The sequence below is a fragment of the Vibrio sp. 1751 genome, from assembly GCF_033339895.1.
Classification (GTDB): domain Bacteria; phylum Pseudomonadota; class Gammaproteobacteria; order Enterobacterales; family Vibrionaceae; genus Vibrio; species Vibrio alginolyticus.
Window position 1 is genome coordinate 13292 of record NZ_JAWOVM010000030.1, and the last position, 18734, is coordinate 32025.

Sequence of the window (18734 nt, forward strand, 5' to 3'; positions counted from 1 at the left end):
CTTTGATAGGACTTTACTTAGACTGATTGGCGTTTGCGGTTTTCCGCATTAGCTTTTTGCTTTATATACATCCAACCATCACACCCGTTGAGCTAGGGTGAAGGTCTATTATTTTTTGCCTAGGTCAGCTGCGTGCTCAGATAGGAACGCTGCAACACCTTTTGGAGATGCGTCCATACCTGCTTTACCTTCTTCCCATTGTGCAGGACATACTTCGCCGTGCTTCTGGTGGAAGTTAAGAGCGTCAACCATGCGTAGCATTTCGTCGATGTTACGGCCTAGTGGTAGGTCGTTAACTACTTGGTGACGTACAACGCCTTCTTCGTCGATTAGGAAAGAACCACGGAAAGCAACGCCTGCTTCTGGGTGCTCAACGTCGTAAGCTTTACAGATTTCGTGCTTAACGTCAGCAACTAGTGGGTACTTAACTTGACCGATACCGCCATCTTCGATAGCAGTGTTACGCCATGCGTTGTGAGAGAACTGAGAATCGATAGAAACACCGATTACTTCAACACCTTTAGCTTGGAAGTCAGCTAGACGGTTGTCGAATGCGATTAGCTCAGATGGGCAAACGAAAGTGAAATCTAGTGGGTAGAAGAATACTACTGCTTTCTTACCTTTAGTGAACTCTGCAAAGTTGAAGTTTTCAACGATTTCACCGTTACCTAGAACAGCTGCTGCAGTAAAATCAGGGGCTTGACGACCTACTAGTACCATTTTTTTGCTCCTAAAAAGTATGGTTAGCTCCAAACCGAATTCAGTTGTGTCGGTTTGGTTCGTGTTTGTACGAGACAAACTATAGTACAGATTGTAGTATTGAAAAAAGCGAAATAAATAGATTGAGTTAATCGAAAAAAACGATAATAACAAAACTCTTAACTCGATCACTGGAACGGCGGTAGATACAAATACAATTATGAATAAATGGCCCAGTTTGAAGCAGTTACACTATTTAGTCACACTGCATGAAACAAGACATTTTAGTGACGCTGCAGAGCGTTGTTTTGTCAGTCAGTCGACTTTAAGTAAGGGTATTCAAAACTTAGAGGAATTGATAGGTTGTCCCTTATATGAAAAGAAAGATAAGAAAAGTCCACTGGTTTTTACCCAAACAGGAGAAATGGTAGTAAAGCAGGGGCGAGAGCTGTTAGCAAAAGGGCAAGATTTGGTCGAGCTTGGACGTATGTGCCAAGGCGACGATATGCAAGGCCAGCTAAAAGTAGGATGTATACCAACAATTGCTCCGTTTTTACTGTGTGATTTGGTACAAGAGGTGAACTACCGTTTTCCACAACTGAATCTTTTATTAAGAGAAGACACGACGACAAACTTACTTCAAGCGCTCAGACATGGTGAGCTGGATGTGCTTATTTTAGCGTTACCAGTCGAAATTGATGGGATGGAAAGCCGAGTAGTGGGTAAGGATCCGTTTCGAATGGTTATAAGCGCTAATCAAGCCCTATCGGTCCCTGTGCCGATTCGTTACGCGGATTTACCTGACGAATCCGTCTTTCTACTAGAGAAAGAACATTGCTTAACGGAACATGCGGTATCAGCGTGTAAATTAACAGACAAAGAAAAAATCAATCCGTTTACGGCAACCAGCCTCCATACACTGGTGCAAATGGTTGCGAATGGTTTGGGAACAACGTTCATTCCTCAAATGGCTATCGACCATGGCTTGCTGCATAACCAGAATTTAGTCGTGATCGATCCTCCTGGTAAACAAGCTTATCGCGAAATCGGCTTAGTTTGGCGTCCGAGCTCGTCAAGAACGAAAACATTTAATCAACTTGCAGAAGTCGTTTCAGAGCTGCTTTAGCTATTAGTATTAGCCCTTACTTCTCCATTATTTATCTAAAAGCGCACTGGAAACAGTGCGCTTTCTAGTATTTTATTCTGTTGGTAAACTTTGACTTGTAAAATTTTACAGCTCTTCTTTGATGAAGCTTTCATAAAATAGTGAAATTTCACAATGTTAATTTTACACAAAGCCCTGCATACCTTGTTTGACCCCTGTTTAAATACATCTCTTCAGCCCTTGTGAATACAAGGTGTTTGTTTACCAGTCTATATTCATACGCTTGTTTGAAATGATAAAACGACTTTAAATTTAATGTAATTTTATTACGTAATAACTTACAAAATAAGGCGCTTGATAGATGGTTTTTACCTTGCGGAATAAAACTTTGAATTTTCTGTTTTGTTTATATTGGGGGTTTCACTAAACCCCTTGTTGATATAGCTTATTTAAAGGCCGATACGACTTATGTCTAGATTGAAAATACACGTAGCATTACGCAATCTATCGGCATGGCTAGACGAGTTGAACACAAAGTTAAAGGATGTAATTTGTTGTTCATAACTTACAAATGTAGCTTTACGCTGACTGCCCAAGATTGATAAAGCACGTTAAGGATGAATGATTATGCTTGCTCAGACAGAACAAAAAACACAACAACTAAAGCAAACCCAAGGCATGCTTGAGGTGAATGGAGTCGTTGCTCCAGAACATCAAGCAATTTTCCCTGTTGAAGCCCAAACCTTTTTATCTCTACTGTGTGAAAAATTTGCCGGACGTGTTGAACAGTTGCTGGAAGCAAGAGAAGAGAAGCAAGCACGTATTGATGCTGGTGAGCTACCAGATTTTCTACCAGAGACACAAGACATCCGTGAAGGAAGTTGGAAGATCCTAGGAATCCCACAAGATCTGCAAGATCGCCGTGTGGAGATTACCGGACCAACTGACCGCAAGATGGTGATTAACGCACTGAATGCGAATGTAAAAGTGTTCATGGCAGACTTCGAAGATTCAATGTCTCCTGCATGGAGTAAAGTGCTGGATGGTCAAATTAACTTGCGCGATGCTGTTAATGGCACCATCAGTTACACCAATCCTGGCAATGGCAAACATTATCAGCTGGAAGATGACCCAGCGGTGTTGATCTGCCGTGTTCGCGGCCTTCATTTAAAAGAAAAACACGTTACGTGGCACGGTCAGATCATTCCTGGTGCGCTATTCGATTTCGCTCTGTATTTCTATAACAACTACAAAGCGTTACTTCAAAAAGGCAGCGGCCCTTATTTCTACCTTCCAAAACTGCAATCGCATCACGAAGCGAAGTGGTGGAGCGAAGTGTTCCATTTCACGGAAGACTATTTCGGTTTGGATACAGGCACGATCAAAGCGACTGTGCTGATTGAAACCTTACCAGCGGTATTTGAAATGGACGAGATTCTGTTCTCGCTTAAAGAACACATCGTTGGTTTGAACTGTGGTCGCTGGGATTACATCTTTAGCTACATCAAAACATTGAAAAAACACTCAGACCGAGTACTGCCAGATCGCCAAGTGGTAACGATGGACAAGCCATTCTTAAACGCTTACTCGCGATTATTGGTACGTACTTGCCATAAACGAGGTGCTTTCGCGATGGGAGGAATGGCCGCATTTATCCCAGCTAAAGACCCGAAAGAGAATCAAAAAGTATTAGACAAGATCCAGACTGACAAATCGTTAGAAGCTAACAACGGCCACGACGGTACTTGGGTGGCTCATCCAGGTTTGGCCAACACTGCTATGGAAGTCTTTAGTGCTGTGCTGGGTGAACGCACCAACCAGTTGGATGTGAGCCGTGCAGAGGATGCGCCTATTACAGCAGCTGAACTGCTTGAGCCTTGTGAAGGCGAGCGCACTGAAGGCGGAATGCGCCACAATATTCGCGTTGCGCTGCAATACATCGAAGCTTGGATTTCTGGCAATGGTTGTGTGCCGATTTACGGACTGATGGAAGACGCAGCAACGGCAGAAATCTCACGCGCCTCTATCTGGCAATGGATTCAACACGGCAAGTCGCTAGACAACGGATTAAAGGTCACTAAAGAGCTGTTCGAGCTCTATCTCAAAGAGGAGATTGAAGTCGTGAAGCAAGAAATTGGCGAGCAGCGCTACCATGCGGGTCGATTTGAAGAAGCAGCAGACTTAATGGCAAGGCTCACGACGAGCGATGAACTGACCAACTTTTTGACAGTTCCTGGTTATGACTACCTGGATTAATAAAGAATAACTGTAACACCAATAACGTGAAGGATTTTCAAGGCAGATAGGGAAGTACTGCCTGAGAACGGAAACTCAACGCACACGCATAAAGTGCAAATTATAAAGAGGGATAGACCAATGACTAACTTAACTCGCCGCCAACAAATTGAAGCTCTGGAAAAAGACTGGGCAACTAACCCACGCTGGAAAAATGTGAAGCGTACTTACACTGCCGAGGAAGTGGTGGAACTGCGTGGCTCTATGGTGCCTGCAAACACAATTGCACAACGTGGTGCAGACAAACTTTGGTCACTGGTCAACGGTAGTGCGAAAAAAGGTTACGTAAACTGTCTTGGTGCGCTAACGGGTGGTCAAGCGGTTCAACAAGCTAAAGCAGGTATTGAAGCGATTTACTTGTCAGGCTGGCAGGTAGCGGCGGATAACAACACCGCCTCGACGATGTATCCAGACCAATCTCTTTACCCAGTAGATTCTGTACCGTCAGTAGTAAAACGCATCAACAACTCATTCCGTCGTGCAGACCAAATTCAGTGGGCTGCTGGTAAGACGCCTGAAGATGAAGGTGGAATTGATTACTTCCTACCTATCGTAGCGGATGCTGAAGCGGGCTTTGGTGGTGTGCTTAACGCTTACGAACTAATGAAATCGATGATCGAAGCCGGTGCCGCGGGCGTTCACTTTGAAGACCAGTTAGCATCGGTGAAAAAGTGTGGCCATATGGGTGGTAAGGTATTAGTTCCTACGCAAGAAGCGGTACAAAAGCTCGTTGCAGCTCGTTTGGCTGCTGACGTAGCGGGTACAACAACATTAGTTATTGCTCGTACTGATGCGAATGCGGCGGATCTCATTACTTCAGATTGCGACCCATATGATAAAGACTTCATCGAAGGTGAGCGTACTCAAGAAGGTTTCTACCGCGTTCGCGCGGGTATCGACCAAGCTATCTCTCGCGGCCTGGCTTACGCACCATATGCAGACTTGATTTGGTGTGAAACGGCTACGCCATGTTTGGAAGAAGCACGTAAGTTTGCAGAAGCAATTCACGCTGAATACCCAGATCAATTGTTGGCGTACAACTGCTCGCCTTCATTCAACTGGGAGAAAAACCTAGATGCAGAAACTATTGCTAAGTTCCAACAAGAGCTTGCAGACATGGGCTACAAGTACCAATTCATCACGCTAGCAGGCATTCACAACATGTGGTTCAACATGTTTGAACTGGCGCACGCTTACGCTCAAGGGGAAGGTATGCGTCATTATGTTGAGAAAGTTCAGCGTCCTGAATTCCAAGCAGCTGAAAAAGGCTATACGTTTGTTGCGCACCAACAAGAAGTAGGTACAGGTTACTTCGATAGAATGACCAATACTATCCAAGGTGGTAACTCTTCAGTGACAGCATTGACAGGTTCGACCGAAGAAGACCAATTCTAATTGGCAGAGAAACACTTCCTTAATCAGCGTCAGTAATGGCATTTTGAGCGGCAACCCTGCCGCTCTTTTTTTCGTTTAACCGGTGTAAAAACGAAACTTACAACAAAGAGAATACGCTTGCGTACTACTCTTCCTGCTCGATTTCTTCAGGTTCCACTTCTTCTTGCAGTTCCAATAAGTTAATCGCAATCGTCACGAAGTCACTATCAGTAATAATGCCGACCAATCGACCTTTGGTGACAACAGGTAGACAGCCAACTTTATGCTTTTGCATATAGATAGCGCTCTCTTTGAGCCCCGCGATAGGCTCTGCCGTCATGATGTTGGTGTGCATCATTTCGTAGAGCGGTGTGTCTAAAGTAAAAGATTGTTCAGCCTCATCTGGGTGCAAGCTCGATTCTTGAGCAGCAAGAATGTCGCGTTGAGTCACCAAGCCTTGTAAGTGGTTATTGGCATCAACAACCGGAATGTGTCGAATATCAAGCGCATCCATCATGCTTTTTGCATCACGCAAGGTGTGCGTGCGCAGTAATGTATGAGGATTACGAGTCATCATGTCTTCAACCTTGATCATAGAGACCTCCAGCGGCATTGTCCTTCTCTTAAATATAGAGAATATTTTTCTGTATATCTGGGAGCTAACTCGTTTTTCATCAATTAAATAGCACAATGCTGATGGGCTGCGTAATCTGTGTTTTATTGGTGTTTTTATTAATTTGAATAAGTCGGTTTGTGTGCGAGTCAGTTGGCATTTTTAGTTGATATTGAATGTGTCCCCAAGGTAATCCAATGAATTGAATCGCACATTTTTATTCGCTGGATTTTCCAAGATTCTTCTCTCGAAGAAGATACGTCCAGGCTTACCAAATTGAAGACAGCAACCTAGATGAAACGAACAACGTGTAACAAACTTATTGCGCTGGCAGTGGCGGCATTCAGTGTGCCATCAACACAGGCGATTGTGTTAGGAGATGAACAAACCGATCCTGTTGACCGCGTTGCTTTGCGAGCAAGTAATATGGCAGAGTTTCCGCTGTGTGGTGGAACGATGCTGACAGAGCAATGGGTACTGACTGCGGCGCACTGTGTGGTGATGGGACAAGGAACCAATGAAGCAACCTACTATGTGACCCCGCCGGGTGAGCTGTCGGTGAATGCGAATGTGTATGAACTTAATTCTGCAGGGCTTGATAACTTCTATCCGGTGTCTCACGTTGTGGTTCATCCGGATTACACCCGGATTTCAAAAGCTGAGACCGACAGTAATGGCAACGTGAAACCTATCCAAACCGGTTTAGATTCAGACATCGCGTTGCTGTATCTCACGCGCCCAGTGGCAAACGCGAGCTTTGCTGACCTAGCGAGTAAAGTTGACATGGAGAGTATCGAAGCACGTTTGGCGGCGGATTGGAACGATAATTACCTGACCAATCAACGTGTCGAAAATGTGCAAGTGTTTGGATGGGGGGCTACTCAGCCGGATGCTTCTGAACCTTCTAATACGCTCAAAACCACCATTAGCACATTTTTACCCATCGACAAATGTTATGAGCGTTTAGAAATTGGCAGCAGTTTTCCGGGGATCATTGATTCAAGAGACAACCAAACCAAAATTTGTACGCTACCAACACAAAACCATGTATTGGAGCCAGATAGCCATACTCAATATGGCAACTCTGCATGTAAAGGTGACAGTGGTGGCCCGTTGGTCGATGTGGCGACCGGCAAACAAATTGGTATTGTTAGTGGCGGCCCCCTTATTCTACCAACGTGTGGCTCTTTGACGATCCCAAGTTTCTACACCAAGGTGAGCCACTATTACGACTGGGTACAGTCTTACATCACTGCCGATGCGCCACCAAGTCGTTACATCATTGCGCCGAATTTTATCAAAAGTGCTAACAATGAAAGTGGTGACAATAAAGAGTGTCACGATGGCATTGCGACCAATAACTGTGATTTCAAAGGCTCAGATGATGAAGGTGGCAGTCTAGGGTTTTGGTTATTGGGTTTATTCGTGCCGTTATTCTTGTGGCGAAAGCGTGAGGTTTGATAGGGCGATTGGAATGCCAAACTAATAAGCAGCGGTATACGCTGCTTTGCTTTTTTCATGTTTTCTCTTTTGGGCTCAAATTAAAAATAGTGCCAAGTAATCGAGGCTTTTCACGTTTTATTACACTCTTCACCATGGCTTTTACTGCTATATTCTGGTGATTTGCTTGCTATTGCAGCATGTAAACATATACTAGTCTGCTGCGAAAAACTCGTCGCAATTTTATCGTCGCCTAGACGTGATTTGACCAATAGATAAGACAAGTAACATGCAAGTATCAGATTTCCATTTCGACCTTCCAGATGAACTCATCGCTCGCTACCCTCAACCAGAGCGTACCGCTAGCCGACTGCTGCAAATGGACGGCAATACCGGAGAGCTCATTGATGGCACATTTACTGATGTATTGGGCCAAGTTCAACCCGGTGACTTAGTGGTGTTTAATAATACTCGTGTTATTCCTGCTCGTCTTTTTGGCCGCAAGGAATCGGGCGGTAAATTAGAAGTGCTGGTGGAGCGCATGTTGGATGAGAAAAGCATCCTCGCGCACGTTCGTTGCTCTAAATCACCAAAACCAGGTACAACCATTATTGTTGGCGAGAATGATGAATATTCAGCAGAAATGGTTGCACGCCATGATGCTTTATTTGAACTGAAATTTAGTTCTGATAAGACGGTACTAGAAATTCTGGAAGAAATCGGCCATATGCCGCTTCCTCCTTACATCGACCGTCCAGACGAAGATGCAGATAAAGAGCGTTACCAAACGGTATATAATCAAAAGCCAGGTGCGGTTGCGGCACCGACGGCGGGCCTTCACTTTGATGATGTTCTCTTGGAGAAAATCAAAGCGAAAGGTGCAGAGTTTGCTTACGTTACTTTGCACGTTGGGGCGGGTACATTCCAGCCAGTAAAAGTGGAAAATATCAACGATCACCACATGCATGCCGAGTACGTAGAAGTACCACAAGAAGTCGTCGACGCAATTAAAGCGACGAAAGCGCGTGGCGGACGAATTATTGCTGTTGGTACCACATCTGTGCGTTCACTTGAAAGTGCAGCGCAAGACGCATTGCAAAAAGGGACTGAGCTGGCCCCATTCTTTGGCGATACTGAAATCTTTATTTTCCCTGGTTACGAATATCAGCTAGTGGATTGCTTGATCACCAACTTCCACTTGCCTGAATCAACATTGATCATGTTGGTGAGTGCATTTGCTGGATACGAGAACACAATGAATGCTTACAAACATGCGGTGGAAAACAAATACCGTTTCTTCTCGTATGGCGATTCAATGTTCATCAAGAAGAAAACGGCGTAGTTAAAAATAGATTTACGAGTGCTAGCAGTAAGCTAGGAAATAAAGCATCCATTGCTTTGTCTCTCGCAAGGAAAAGCGACCGCTCCTTAAAGTAGGGTAGAGCCCTAAACACTCAGTCAGACTGTTTCTCTGACACCCGGAGGCATCGTGAAATTAAAATTCGATCTTAAGAAGAAAAACGGCAATGCACGTCGTGGTCAACTGACTTTCGAACGCGGCACTGTTCAAACTCCTGCGTTCATGCCAGTAGGTACTTACGGTACCGTTAAAGGTATGACACCAGAAGAAGTAAAAGGTACTGGTGCAGAAATTCTGCTAGGTAATACGTTCCACCTGTGGCTACGTCCTGGTCAAGAAGTGATGAAAATGCACGGTGACCTGCACGATTTTATGAACTGGCACGGTCCTATTCTTACTGATTCAGGCGGCTTTCAAGTATTCAGCCTTGGTAAGATGCGTACGATCACTGAAGAAGGTGTACATTTTCGTAACCCAGTAAACGGTGACAAGATTTTCATGGACGCAGAAAAGTCGATGGAAATTCAAAAAGACCTGGGCTCTGATATTGTTATGATTTTTGACGAGTGCACGCCATACCCAGCGACACATGATGAAGCGAAGAAATCGATGGAAATGTCATTACGCTGGGCACAGCGTTCACGTGACCACTTCGAGAAGCTAGAAAACCCAAACAACCTATTTGGTATTGTTCAAGGTGGTGTTTACGAAGATTTACGTGATGTGTCGGTAAAAGGTCTAACGGAAATCGGTTTTGACGGTTATGCGGTTGGTGGTTTGGCAGTAGGTGAGCCTAAAGAAGACATGCACCGTATTCTTGAGCATACTTGTCCTCAACTTCCTGAAGACAAACCTCGCTACTTGATGGGCGTAGGTAAGCCAGAAGACTTGGTTGAAGGTGTTCGTCGTGGTATCGACATGTTTGACTGTGTAATGCCAACGCGTAACGCACGTAATGGTCACTTATTTGTGACTGGTGGTGTGATCAAGATCCGTAATGCGAAACATAAAACGGATACAACACCATTGGATCCGCATTGTGACTGTTACACTTGTCAAAACTACAGCAAGTCGTACCTTCACCATTTAGAGCGTTGTAATGAAATCTTAGGCGCTCGCTTGAATACAATCCATAACCTGCGTTACTACCAGCGTCTGATGGAAAGCATTCGTAAAGCAATTGATGAAGATCGCTTCGATGAATTTGTTACTGAGTTCTATGAGCGTCGTGGCCGTGAAGTGCCACCACTAGCAAAAGAGCAGTAATTGAAAAACTAAAAGAATTAAAGCCTTTGGCATGTCGCCAGAGGCTTTTGCTAATAAAGTAGGCTAACGCACGTTATTTTTGAGAGAGCGATCTCTATTAGTTACTCTCAGACTTGAATCTAAAATGCGAAAGCCCAATTTGTTTGATTATCAATAAAATATAATGAGGATGTTTTAATGTTTATTTCTCAGGCTCACGCAGCAGCAGAAGGCGCGCCAGCAGGCGGTGGTTTTGAAATGCTAATCATGCTTGGCATGTTCGCAGTGATCTTTTACTTCATGATTTACCGCCCACAAGCGAAACGCGTAAAAGAACACAAAAACCTAATGGCTTCTATGGGCAAAGGCGACGAAGTTTTAACTAGCGGTGGCCTAGTGGGTAAAATCACTAAGATTGCTGAAGACAATGACTACATTTCAATTGAGCTTAACGCGAACAATGAAGTAGTAATCAAGAAAGACTTCATCACTGCAGTGCTACCAAAAGGTACGCTTAAGTCTCTATAAAACAGCTAAAGGATCCTCGCTGTGCTAAACCGTTATCCATTATGGAAGTACTTGATGGTGCTTTTTGCCATCATCACCGCTGCGTTATACGCACTTCCAAATATCTACGGTGAAGATCCGGCTATTCAAGTTACAGGGGCGCGTGGCGCCTCTGTAGATATGTCAACGCTGGATGCTGTCACTACTGCTCTTAACAAAGAGCAACTTTCTCATAAATCCATTGCTCTCGAAGATGGATCAATTCTTGTTCGTTTTAACGACACTGACACACAAATCAGTGCTCGTGATGTCATCAGCGAAGCGCTAGGCAAAGACACAATTGTTGCACTTAACCTTGCACCTTCTACACCCGATTGGCTAGAAGCGATTGGCGCGTCACCATTGAAGCTAGGTCTTGACCTTCGCGGTGGTGTTCACTTCTTAATGGAAGTGGATATGGATGCAGCGATGGAAAAGCTTGTTGGTCAACAAGAAGAAGCTTTCCGTAGCGAACTTCGTGACGCCAAGATTCGTTACCGTGCAATCCGCCCTTCTGGAAAAGAAGCGGTAGAAGTGTTGTTGCGTAACGAAGAGCAATTAGCAGAAGCGAAAGCAACGCTAGAAAAGAATCACCCGGACATGATTTTTGTCGATTCTGATTCAAATGGCCGTTACGCTCTTACTGCAACCTTTACTGAGCAACGTTTACAAGAGATCCGTAACTATGCTGTTGAGCAAAACATTACGATTTTACGTAATCGTGTCAACGAACTAGGTGTTGCGGAACCATTGGTTCAACGTCAAGGTGCTAGTCGCATTGTGGTTGAACTGCCTGGTGTTCAAGACACTGCTCGTGCAAAAGAAATTCTCGGAGCTACGGCAACGCTTGAATTCCGTGAAGTTGATGATAAAGCTGACCTATCGGCAGCGGCAAATGGTCGTGCGCCAGCAGGTAGTGAAATCAAGATGGACCGTGATGGTCGCCCAGTTGTGCTTAAGAAGCGCGTTATTCTTGGCGGTCAAAGCATCACAGATGCAAGCTCAAGTGTTGATGAATATGGTCGTCCACAAGTTAACATCTCGCTAGACAGCGAAGGTGGTAATAAGATGTCTGCGTTCTCTAAGAAGAACATTGGTAAGCTAATGGCTACCGTGTTTGCAGAATACAAAGACAGTGGCCGTCGTACGCCTGAAGGCAAAGTTATTCTGGATAAGCATGAAGAAGTCATCAACCAAGCAACGATTCAATCGGCTCTTGGTCGTAACTTCCGTATCACAGGTATCGACTCTGCTGCAGAAGCACACAACCTAGCACTTTTACTACGTGCTGGTGCACTGATTGCACCTATCTCTATCGTTGAAGAACGTACCATTGGTCCATCAATGGGCCAGCAAAACATCGATATGGGTATCCAAGCATGTATCTGGGGTATGGTTGCCGTAATGCTATTTACGCTGCTTTACTACCGCGGCTTTGGTTTGATTGCAAACATCGCTCTAATGGCAAACTTGGTGCTTATCATTGGTGTTATGTCGATGATTCCAGGCGCTACCATGACGCTTCCGGGGATAGCCGGTATCGTGTTAACAGTCGGTATGGCGGTTGATGCGAACGTACTGATCTTCGAGCGTATCCGTGAAGAAATTCGTGATGGACGTAGTCCACAACAAGCGATTCACCAAGGTTATGCGAATGCATTCAGCACGATTGCTGATGCGAACATCACAACACTAATTACTGCAATCATTCTATTTGCGGTCGGTACAGGTGCGGTGAAAGGTTTCGCAGTTACTCTATCTATCGGTATCTTAACTTCAATGTTCACCGCCATTATTGGTACACGTTGTATCGTGAACCTGATCTACGGTGGCAAACGCGTTGATAAATTGTCGATCTAAGGCTGGGAATTAATATGTTTCAAATTCTAAAAGCAGAGAAGACGATCGGCTTTATGCGTTGGTCGAAAGTAGCATTCGTTTTTTCAATTATAATGATTGCTGCTTCTATCTTCACTTTGTCAACCAAGTGGCTTAATTGGGGTCTAGATTTCACTGGCGGTACGCTTATCGAGGTAGGTTTTGAACAGCCAGCAAACCTTGAAGAGATTCGTGCAGCACTAGATTCAAAAGGCTTTGGCGATGCGACAGTACAAAACTTCGGTAGTGCTCGTGAAGTCATGGTTCGTCTTCGTCCACGTGATGACGTTTCTGGTGAAACGCTAGGTAACCAAATCATTGGTGCTATCAAAGATGGTACTGGCGAAAGCGTAGAAATGCGTCGTATTGAGTTCGTAGGTCCCAACGTTGGTGATGAGCTAACAGAAGCTGGTGGTCTAGCGATCTTGGTATCGCTGATCTGTATCCTGCTTTATGTATCGATGCGATTTGAATGGCGTCTAGCGGCTGGTGCGGTAATGGCATTGGCTCACGATATTATTATCACGCTAGGTGTCTTCTCGTTTCTACAAATTGAAGTTGACCTGACCATCGTAGCTGCGCTACTGACGGTTGTGGGCTACTCACTCAACGATACCATCGTTGTATTTGACCGGATTCGTGAAAACTTCCGTAAGATGCGTAAGGGCGAACCTTCAGACATTATGGACGCCTCAATCACTCAAACGTTGAGCCGTACATTGATTACATCTGGTACGACGTTGTTCGTGGTAATTGCACTGTTCATGCAGGGTGGTGCTATGATTCACGGCTTTGCAACCGCACTTTTACTCGGTATCACTGTAGGTACTTACTCTTCTATCTACGTAGCATCAGCACTGGCTCTAAGACTGGGTATCCAGAAAGAGCACTTGATGCCACCTCAAGTAGAAAAAGAAGGTGCAGAGTTCGACGAAATGCCATAAGGCAGATTGAGAACCGAAAACAAAAACCGCTGAGCAATCAGCGGTTTTTTTGTATCTGAATAGAGTCGTGAGCTTGTAGAGCCTCTCTGTATGAAGAGCCTTCAGCTACAGCTAAGTCGATACGAAGCAGTAGATACAAAAAAGCCCTGCTCAATGAGCGGGGCTTTCTAAAGTCATCAGCGTGACGGGCTATATATGACTTTCAAATATTACTTAAGGATCGCGCTGTTACCGTTTTCGCGAATGTGCTTAAGGATAGATTTTACGCCACGAGCGCTTGAAGCAACGATGTTACCAGACTTCATGTAGTCAGTGCCGCCAGCAAAGTCTGTTAGGATTGCGCCAGCTTCACGAGCAATAAGCTCACCTGCTGCCATATCCCAAGGTTTTAGGCCTAGCTCGAAGTAACCATCAACACGGCCAGCAGCCACGTAACAAAGGTCTAGAGCAGCAGAGCCGCTACGACGGAAATCAGCACACTCAGTGAATAGCGCACCAACGATCTTGATGTAAGACTCAGCGTGTTGTTTCTGCTTGAATGGGAAGCCTGTTGCTAGAACAGTACCTTGAAGGTCTTTTAGTTGAGCAACACGAATACGTGCACTGTTTAGTTGAGCGCCGGCACCGCGTTGTGCAGTGAATAGCTCGTTTTGCATTGGATCGTAAACACAAGCAACTTCAGTTTTACCCTTAATACGAACAGCGATAGAAACCGCGAAAGTTGGGTAACCTTTTACAAAGTTAGTGGTGCCATCCAGTGGGTCGATGATCCATTGTACGTCTTTATCTTTACCTTCGATAAGACCTTGTTCTTCAGCAACGATACAGTGCTCAGGGTAAGACTGCTTGATAGTATCGATGATGATGTATTCTGCTTCTTTGTCTACGTTAGTGACAAAGTCATTAGTGCCTTTAAGAGTAGATTCTACTTTATCAGTGTTTTCTAATGATTTAGCAATATGATTGCCAGCCTTTCGCGCAGCGCGAATAGCAATGTTTAGCATTGGATGCATACGAATTTCCCAACGGATGTTAAAGAACAAATGAAAGCGGCGGCGAGTATACCAGAGATAATTAAAAAGGGAAGTGGTTATTTTTTGTTCTAAATGCGACTAGTTGAGTGTACAGAGCATACTGCGGACGAGAACAATAACCAAGAATGAGAAGAGAGGTCTGCTTGCCTCTAGGGTGTCTTAAAAAACTATGATAACATTCTGCGGTTTTAATTTAGGTAGCAAACACAGATGTTGGATCAAGTAAAAATTGTACTCGTAGGTACCTCTCATTCAGGCAATATTGGCTCAGCAGCTCGAGCAATGAAAGTGATGGGTTTAAACCAACTAGTATTAGTCGATCCACAATGTGAAGTGGATGAACAAACTCTTGCTTTAGCTGCGGGTGCTGGTGATATTGCTCAAAATGCAAAGATTGTCGGCACATTAGAAGAAGCTGTTGAAGATTGTGGCCTTGTTGTGGGTTCTAGCGCCCGCTCTCGTACATTAGAATGGCCAATGCTCGAGCCACGTGAATGCGGTGAGAAATTTGCAGTTGAAGGCCGAAAGCATCCGGTTGCGCTCGTGTTTGGCCGAGAAAGAACTGGTTTGACAAACGAAGAGCTACAAAAGTGCCACTACCATGTTTGTATTCCCGCTAATCCTGAGTACAGCTCGCTTAACCTAGCGATGGCTGTACAAACTCTCAGTTACGAAGTGCGAGTTGCACACTTGAACTTAGAGCAAAGACAGTTTTCCCCAAATGAATCGGAAGAATACCCGCGTCATCGAGAACTCGAAATGTTCTTCGAGCATCTTGAAAAGGTGATGGTTGAGACCCAGTTTATTAACAAAGAGCAACCTGGACAGGTGATGAATAAGTTGCGCCGTTTGTTCTCTCGTGCTCGACCAGAAACCCAAGAACTTAATATTCTACGAGGCGTTTTGACTTCGATAGAAAAGAAGTTCTGAGTGAATAATAACCACTTTAGGTGTAAGGATGAATACCTGAGTAAAATGGTCAAATAAATACTTGACCAAATTACTCAGGTATGGAAAAATCTTAACCATTACAAACCATGTGGATACGGTGTGGTATGAAACTTACATCTAAAGGAAGATATGCGGTGACAGCCATGCTGGATGTGGCACTGCATTCGCAACAAAACCCTGTACCTCTGGCTGATATTTCAGAGCGTCAAGGGATCTCGCTCTCTTACTTAGAGCAGCTATTTTCAAAATTGCGTAAAGCAGGTCTCGTTGCCAGCGTTCGTGGTCCTGGTGGTGGTTACCGACTTGGTGCCGACGCTCACAGTATCGCTATTGGTACCGTGATTGCTGCCGTTGATGAGTCAGTAGATGCAACCAAATGCCAAGGTAAAGGAGATTGCCAAGGTGGAACACGTTGCCTTACTCACACGCTGTGGCGTGACCTAAGCTCTCGCATTAGTGACTTTTTGAATAACATCACTCTTGGTGAGTTGATGACAGACAATGAAGTACTCGAAATTTCTGATCGTCAGGACATTGATCTGGCGGTAACCCATGGGCTATCAAACAAAAATACAACCGCCGCGCCCATCGGTGTAAACGTCCGCTCTTAGCGGTCAGCTTTTTACATTGGAGTAGAGAATGAAACTGCCGATTTATCTTGATTATTCCGCTACATGTCCAGTTGATCCACGTGTTGCTGAAAAAATGGTTCAGTACATGACAATGGATGGCACATTTGGCAACCCAGCGTCGCGTTCGCACCGTTACGGCTGGCAGGCAGAAGAAGCGGTCGATACTGCTCGTGAGCAAATTGCTGACCTTCTAAATGCAGATCCTCGCGAAATCGTATTTACATCTGGTGCGACAGAATCAGACAACCTTGCTATTAAAGGTGCAGCGCACTTTTACTCGAAGAAAGGCAAGCACGTAATCACTTGTAAAACAGAGCACAAAGCCGTTCTTGACCCATGTCGTCAACTTGAGCGTGAAGGCTTTGAAGTGACTTACCTTGAGCCAGAATCAAATGGCTTGATCGATCTAGAGAAGCTTAAAGCGGCAATGCGTGATGACACAGTGCTTGTGTCTATTATGCACGTAAACAACGAGATTGGTGTGGTTCAAGACATTACAGCGATCGGCGAATTGTGTCGTGAGCGTAAAATTGTTTTCCACGTGGATGCAGCGCAATCTGCAGGTAAATTACCAATCGACGTTCAAGAGATGAAAGTTGACCTAATTTCGCTTTCTGCTCACAAAGTTTATGGCCCTAAAGGCATCGGTGCACTTTACGTTCGTCGTAAGCCTCGTATTCGTCTTGAAGCGCAAATGCACGGTGGCGGCCATGAGCGTGGTTTCCGCTCTGGTACACTACCTACTCACCAAATCGTAGGTATGGGTGAAGCATTCCGTATTGCAAAAGAAGACATGCAAAAAGATTACGATCATGCTTTAGCGCTTCGTAACCGTCTTTTTGATGGCGTGAAAGACTTAGAAGCAGTGACGGTAAACGGTGACTTTGAGCAGCGTGTACCACACAACCTAAACATCAGTTTCGCATTCGTAGAAGGTGAATCACTACTAATGTCGCTTAAAGATCTAGCGGTATCTTCTGGTAGTGCTTGTACGTCTGCAAGCCTTGAGCCTTCTTACGTTCTTCGTGCCCTAGGCATGGATGACGAATTGGCTCACAGCTCGGTTCGTTTCTCGTTTGGTCGTTTCACGACTGAAGAAGAAATTGATTACGCAATTGAACAAATCCGCGTTGCAGTGACTAAGCTACGCGACATGTCTCCTCTATGGGATATGTACAAAGAAGGGATTGATTTGAGCACTGTTGAATGGGCTCACCATTAATCTCAGGGATTGAAATAGAGGATTCGAGGTAATTTATCATGGCATACAGCGAAAAAGTAATTGATCACTACGAGAACCCACGTAACGTTGGTTCATTCGATAAAGAAGATCCATCAGTAGGTAGCGGCATGGTTGGCGCTCCTGCGTGTGGTGACGTAATGAAGCTTCAAATCAAAGTGACACCTGAAGGTATCATCGAAGATGCGAAGTTCAAAACATACGGTTGTGGTAGTGCAATCGCATCAAGCTCACTAGTAACTGAGTGGGTAAAAGGTAAGTCAGTTGATGAAGCGGCAGCAATTAAAAACTCTGAGATTGCTGAAGAGCTAGAGCTTCCACCAGTGAAAGTTCACTGTTCTATTCTTGCTGAAGATGCAATCAAAGCAGCGGTTGCTGACTACAAGAAAAAACACCAAGAATAATTATTCCGTAATATAATGGGAGCTTTGACGCTCCCATTCCAATCGAAATTTAGACAGACTAAGGTGCAGTATGGCCATCACAATGACAGAATCAGCGGCAAGTCGCGTAAGAGCATTCCTAGATAACCGAGGCAAAGGTATCGGTTTACGTCTTGGAGTGAAGACGACTGGTTGTTCCGGCATGGCATACGTACTTGAGTTTGTTGATGAGCTCAATGAAGAAGACGAAGTATTTGAACTCTCTGGAGTGAAAATTATCATCGATCAAAAGAGCTTAGTGTACCTAGATGGTACTGAATTGGATTACGTGAAAGAAGGGTTGAATGAAGGTTTTGAATTCAACAACCCTAACGCGAAAAGTGAATGTGGTTGTGGTGAAAGCTTCAACGTCTAATTGATTGTCCTTCTGGGCAAACGAGTCCGGAAGGCTTTACTAGGACCCGAACTTAATGAATCACTTTGAATTATTTGGGCTACCAAGTCAGTTTAAGCTGGATGGTAGCCTTCTTTCTTCTCAGTTCCGAGAACTACAAAAACGCTTCCACCCGGATAACTTTGCAACGGGCTCAGAACGTGACCGTTTGATGGCGGTGCAAAAGGCGGCGCAAATCAACGATGCCTATCAAGTTCTGAAAAATCCTATTTCTCGCGCCGAGTATATCCTCGCAGAGCAAGGTGTTGAGATCCGAGGTGAACAGCAAACGATGCAAGATCCGATGTTCTTAATGGAGCAAATGGAACTGCGCGAAGAACTGGAAGAGATTGCTGACAACTCCGATCCTGAATCGGCGCTTTTTGACTTCGACTCTAAGGTCAGCAAAATGTACAAACAGCATCTGGCAAGCGTCGAGCAAGAGCTTGATGATGGTCTATGGGCTGAAGCCGCAGACCGAGTTCGTAAGCTAAAATTCATTGCCAAACTAAAGAACGAAATTGAGCTAGTCGAAGACAAACTCCTCGGCTAGTAAGCGTGA

18 protein-coding genes are annotated in these 18734 nt (G+C 44.7%); 15 read left to right on the forward strand and 3 right to left on the reverse strand.

Annotated features, from left to right (window positions below; all coding sequences use genetic code 11):
* Nucleotides 1-108 precede the first annotated feature (108 nt).
* Nucleotides 109-720 (reverse strand): peroxiredoxin C, encoded by a 612-nt coding sequence (locus R7041_RS11750; protein WP_005381738.1) that lies wholly within the window; start codon nucleotides 718-720, stop codon nucleotides 109-111.
* 199 nt (nucleotides 721-919) lie between these two features.
* Here R7041_RS11750 and R7041_RS11755 point away from each other — a divergent pair, with 199 nt between their 5' ends.
* From R7041_RS11755 to aceA, 3 genes are all read left to right on the forward strand, one after another.
* The gene (locus tag R7041_RS11755; protein WP_206949579.1) at nucleotides 920-1825 is read left to right on the forward strand and encodes a hydrogen peroxide-inducible genes activator; all 906 of its coding nucleotides are present in this window, start codon (nucleotides 920-922) and stop codon (nucleotides 1823-1825) included.
* A 606-nt stretch (nucleotides 1826-2431) separates the two neighbouring features.
* On the forward strand, nucleotides 2432-4060 hold the full coding sequence (gene aceB, locus R7041_RS11760) for a malate synthase A (RefSeq protein ID WP_064369004.1): 1629 nt from the start codon (nucleotides 2432-2434) through the stop codon (nucleotides 4058-4060).
* A 120-nt stretch (nucleotides 4061-4180) separates the two neighbouring features.
* A complete protein-coding gene (gene aceA, locus R7041_RS11765; protein WP_005381733.1) occupies nucleotides 4181-5494 on the forward strand; it encodes an isocitrate lyase in 1314 nt (437 codons plus the stop codon).
* Between the two features lie 124 nt (nucleotides 5495-5618).
* Here the strand turns inward: aceA and R7041_RS11770 are convergent, their stop codons facing one another.
* The gene (locus tag R7041_RS11770; protein ID WP_017820562.1) at nucleotides 5619-6068 is read right to left on the reverse strand and encodes a CBS domain-containing protein; all 450 of its coding nucleotides are present in this window, start codon (nucleotides 6066-6068) and stop codon (nucleotides 5619-5621) included.
* 312 nt (nucleotides 6069-6380) lie between these two features.
* On the opposite strand from R7041_RS11770, the gene R7041_RS11775 reads away from it, so the two are divergent.
* The 6 genes from R7041_RS11775 to secF all read left to right on the forward strand — a co-directional run bounded on the left by R7041_RS11775 (nucleotide 6381) and on the right by secF (nucleotide 13499).
* A complete protein-coding gene (locus tag R7041_RS11775; protein ID WP_064369005.1) occupies nucleotides 6381-7547 on the forward strand; it encodes a trypsin-like serine protease in 1167 nt (388 codons plus the stop codon).
* A 268-nt stretch (nucleotides 7548-7815) separates the two neighbouring features.
* Nucleotides 7816-8868 (forward strand): tRNA preQ1(34) S-adenosylmethionine ribosyltransferase-isomerase QueA, encoded by a 1053-nt coding sequence (gene queA / locus R7041_RS11780; protein ID WP_025768859.1) that lies wholly within the window; start codon nucleotides 7816-7818, stop codon nucleotides 8866-8868.
* 147 nt (nucleotides 8869-9015) lie between these two features.
* Complete coding sequence (tgt, locus tag R7041_RS11785) at nucleotides 9016-10152, forward strand: tRNA guanosine(34) transglycosylase Tgt (RefSeq protein WP_005381727.1); 1137 nt, start codon at nucleotides 9016-9018, stop codon at nucleotides 10150-10152.
* 177 nt (nucleotides 10153-10329) lie between these two features.
* A complete protein-coding gene (yajC, locus tag R7041_RS11790; protein WP_005381725.1) occupies nucleotides 10330-10659 on the forward strand; it encodes a preprotein translocase subunit YajC in 330 nt (109 codons plus the stop codon).
* A gap of 21 nt (nucleotides 10660-10680) precedes the next feature.
* Nucleotides 10681-12537 (forward strand): protein translocase subunit SecD, encoded by a 1857-nt coding sequence (gene secD / locus R7041_RS11795; RefSeq protein ID WP_005381724.1) that lies wholly within the window; start codon nucleotides 10681-10683, stop codon nucleotides 12535-12537.
* A gap of 14 nt (nucleotides 12538-12551) precedes the next feature.
* Nucleotides 12552-13499, forward strand: a complete 948-nt coding sequence (gene secF / locus R7041_RS11800) for a protein translocase subunit SecF (RefSeq protein WP_025768860.1) — start codon at nucleotides 12552-12554, stop codon at nucleotides 13497-13499.
* 209 nt (nucleotides 13500-13708) lie between these two features.
* On the opposite strand, the gene suhB is transcribed toward secF, so the two are convergent.
* On the reverse strand, nucleotides 13709-14512 hold the full coding sequence (suhB, locus tag R7041_RS11805; RefSeq protein WP_005381722.1) for an inositol-1-monophosphatase: 804 nt from the start codon (nucleotides 14510-14512) through the stop codon (nucleotides 13709-13711).
* Between the two features lie 231 nt (nucleotides 14513-14743).
* On the opposite strand from suhB, the gene trmJ reads away from it, so the two are divergent.
* The 6 genes from trmJ to hscB all read left to right on the forward strand — a co-directional run bounded on the left by trmJ (nucleotide 14744) and on the right by hscB (nucleotide 18725).
* Nucleotides 14744-15463 (forward strand): tRNA (cytosine(32)/uridine(32)-2'-O)-methyltransferase TrmJ, encoded by a 720-nt coding sequence (trmJ, locus tag R7041_RS11810; protein ID WP_025768861.1) that lies wholly within the window; start codon nucleotides 14744-14746, stop codon nucleotides 15461-15463.
* A gap of 125 nt (nucleotides 15464-15588) precedes the next feature.
* Complete coding sequence (iscR, locus tag R7041_RS11815) at nucleotides 15589-16095, forward strand: Fe-S cluster assembly transcriptional regulator IscR (protein ID WP_005381720.1); 507 nt, start codon at nucleotides 15589-15591, stop codon at nucleotides 16093-16095.
* A 28-nt stretch (nucleotides 16096-16123) separates the two neighbouring features.
* Nucleotides 16124-17338, forward strand: a complete 1215-nt coding sequence (locus tag R7041_RS11820; protein WP_025768862.1) for an IscS subfamily cysteine desulfurase — start codon at nucleotides 16124-16126, stop codon at nucleotides 17336-17338.
* A 38-nt stretch (nucleotides 17339-17376) separates the two neighbouring features.
* Complete coding sequence (gene iscU, locus R7041_RS11825; protein ID WP_005381718.1) at nucleotides 17377-17760, forward strand: Fe-S cluster assembly scaffold IscU; 384 nt, start codon at nucleotides 17377-17379, stop codon at nucleotides 17758-17760.
* Nucleotides 17761-17830: 70 nt separating this feature from the next.
* A complete protein-coding gene (gene iscA / locus R7041_RS11830) occupies nucleotides 17831-18154 on the forward strand; it encodes an iron-sulfur cluster assembly protein IscA (RefSeq protein WP_005381717.1) in 324 nt (107 codons plus the stop codon).
* Nucleotides 18155-18209: 55 nt separating this feature from the next.
* A complete protein-coding gene (gene hscB / locus R7041_RS11835) occupies nucleotides 18210-18725 on the forward strand; it encodes a co-chaperone HscB (protein ID WP_042521163.1) in 516 nt (171 codons plus the stop codon).
* Nucleotides 18726-18734 lie beyond the last annotated feature (9 nt).